This window comes from Paenibacillus phytohabitans (genome assembly GCF_013141775.1).
Taxonomy (GTDB): Bacteria; Bacillota; Bacilli; order Paenibacillales; family Paenibacillaceae; genus Paenibacillus_AQ; species Paenibacillus_AQ phytohabitans.
Map to the genome: position 1 here is coordinate 1 of NZ_WHOB01000045.1, position 504 is coordinate 504.

Sequence of the window (504 nt, forward strand, 5' to 3'; positions counted from 1 at the left end):
GAGACCTTGACATGTAAGAGGTACACTAAGAAGAGGGAGTGGAGCCGATGAGAAGCAACAAGTTATACGACGAACAGAGGATTAAGGTAGCCCAAGAAGCGATCAATGGAACCAAGGTTTCCTTCCTGGCCCGAAAGTATTCCGTCTCTCCCAGCACCATTGCCAATTGGGTGAAGTTCTACAAGGAACGATTTGGAGAAGAGGCTACGCCGTCCGTCCAAGAACGGATTGAAGATGCGGAGCGTGTCCAAGACTTGGAGACGAAGATGGAGACGGCCATTAAGCTACTGGGCGAAAAGGATCTGGAAATCGAACTGCTGCGTGAACTCTTAAAAAAAGCCAACCCCGCTTACAAGACAAACTCGAACTGGCCGACGAAGCGATAAAGCGGGGGTATTCGGCTACACTTGTTCTACGTATCGTGGAGGTTCAACCCTCAACCTACTATGCGCATAAAAAACGTTTCCTGGGGCTTCTGAGTGCCCCTGATGCGGTAGTGACTTC

At 50.0% G+C, this 504-nt stretch carries 1 protein-coding gene; it reads left to right on the plus strand.

Annotated features, from left to right (window positions below):
* Positions 1-47 precede the first annotated feature (47 nt).
* Positions 48-386, plus strand: a complete 339-nt coding sequence (locus tag GC101_RS16325) for a transposase (protein WP_039310863.1) — start codon at positions 48-50, stop codon at positions 384-386.
* Positions 387-504: the final 118 nt, after the last annotated feature.